This window comes from Longimicrobium sp. (assembly GCF_036554565.1).
In the GTDB taxonomy this organism is placed as follows: domain Bacteria; phylum Gemmatimonadota; class Gemmatimonadetes; order Longimicrobiales; family Longimicrobiaceae; genus Longimicrobium.
In genome coordinates, this window is the sequence record NZ_DATBNB010000376.1 from 1 (window position 1) to 1,652 (window position 1,652).

Genomic DNA, 1,652 nt, shown 5'->3' on the forward strand with positions numbered 1-1,652 from the left:
CTCCCTTCCCCCGCGCAGTTTGCGGGGGAAGGGCTGGGGATGGGGGGCCCCGGCCCGAGCACCGGACCTGCCCGAACGCACCTAACCCATACTCGCTGTCACCCGGGATGATCAATCCGTCGTGATCCGCCGCAATGGACCACCGCCCGTCGAACTCATCCCCGTGGGCGAAGTTTCCCTGGGGCTGCTTCGAATGCTGGCCGACGACCTGCGCGCGCGGGCGGGAATGCAATGCAGGGTGGGTGGGTCGATGCCGCTCGCCGGCGAGTGGCGCGACGCGGAAAGCCATCTGTATCGCTCCGGCGGCATCATGCAGGCCCTGATCGCCAGCCACGGCGCGGGTGCGCGGTCGTGGAAGCTGGCAATAGCCGACGCGGGCCTTTGCGCCGAGGACGTGGGACCGGTGTTCGGCGAGGCGGCCATGGACGGGTGCTGCGCCGTCATCGGGCTGCTGCCGCTGAGGCACGGATCGGGCGCGGACGCGGACGTTCTTCGCGGCCGGCTGCTCACCGAGGCGCTCCACGAGCTGGCGCACCTGGACGGAGCGGACCACTGCGGGCGCGAGTCGTGCGTCATGTATCCCTCCCGCCACATTGCCGACACCGACCGCAAGGCGGCCGGGTTCTGCGACGACTGCCGCCGGGCGTTGAAATGGCGCGGCTTACGAAAGCCTTGACGCCCGCATGTCATTGATCCTAACTTGCCGCGACATTCGGTTTCGACCTTATCGCGCCACCTTCGAACTTCCTTTGCCTCACACGCCGCACCTGCTCTCCAGCGTCGGAGGAAGCCGATGAGCTCCCGCTCGCCCCGTTCGCTGCGCCGCGCCTACGTAGAGTGGGTAGAGGAGCAGCTCGAGGAGTTCAAGGACCGGATTCCCCGTGCCCAGCTCCTGTCGCTTGCCGACGAGGTGGTGACCGAGCTGCGCGTGAACGACGCCGGGCAGTACCAGCTGACCGAGATCCTGCTCTGCAACGCCATGGACCGGCGCATCCTGCGGATGCTGAAGCTGCCGGGCTACCGCGCGTGGTGCGCGCAGCACCGGGCCGAGGCGGCCGCCCCCGCCGAGCCGACGGTGATCGCCTTTCCGCTTCCGGAGCGCTTCACCTCCGCGCCCGTGACGGTGGCGCCGCCCATTCGCGCCGCCGCGGAGTATGCAGACCCGGAAGAAGCCCTGGTGTGTGTCGGTTGAACACACCCCGTGTGTCCGTCTGACACGCAAGCGGCCGCCCCACGGGGCGGCCGCTTCCGTAAGTAGCTGCGCTGTGCTATCTTAGGTCCGGCTCGCGCCAAGGTATGGTGCGTGCATCCAGGGTTGCTGCTGAAGGGCAGCAGTCTCTCGAGGTCATTCCGATGCGAAATCTACAGAAAGTCGCCGGCGCGATGCCGGCCGAAGCCTACTCCACCGACGCCGGCACGGCGCTCGACCAGCCCGGCGCGCCGCGGCTGTCGCGCAGCGTGGCGTTCGTGTGGGGCGGCGAGGCGGCGCCTGCGCCGTCGCTGCCGTTCGGGCGCTGGAAGCCGGGCGCGCGCGCGGCCTGACACCTTCGAAATTTCGCGTTGAAAACGCCCCCCGGGGCGACTACGGCGGGTGAGCTGAACGCGGCTCACCCGCCGTTTCGTTGTATACGGCAAAAAAAGAAGGTCTCACG

Annotated in this window: 3 protein-coding genes; all 3 read left to right on the top strand. The window is 68.7% G+C overall.

Translation table 11 applies throughout. The features are described 5' to 3' along the window. Positions 1 to 163 precede the first annotated feature (163 nt). The 3 genes from VIB55_RS10440 to VIB55_RS10450 all read left to right on the top strand — a co-directional run bounded on the left by VIB55_RS10440 (position 164) and on the right by VIB55_RS10450 (position 1,542). Complete coding sequence (locus VIB55_RS10440; RefSeq protein WP_331876600.1) at positions 164 to 676, top strand: archaemetzincin; 513 nt, start codon at positions 164 to 166, stop codon at positions 674 to 676. Positions 677 to 793: 117 nt separating this feature from the next. Then, entirely contained in the window at positions 794 to 1,192 is a 399-nt protein-coding gene (locus VIB55_RS10445) for a hypothetical protein (RefSeq protein WP_331876601.1), read from the top strand. Between the two features lie 191 nt (positions 1,193 to 1,383). Next, complete coding sequence (locus VIB55_RS10450) at positions 1,384 to 1,542, top strand: hypothetical protein (protein WP_331876602.1); 159 nt, start codon at positions 1,384 to 1,386, stop codon at positions 1,540 to 1,542. Positions 1,543 to 1,652 lie beyond the last annotated feature (110 nt).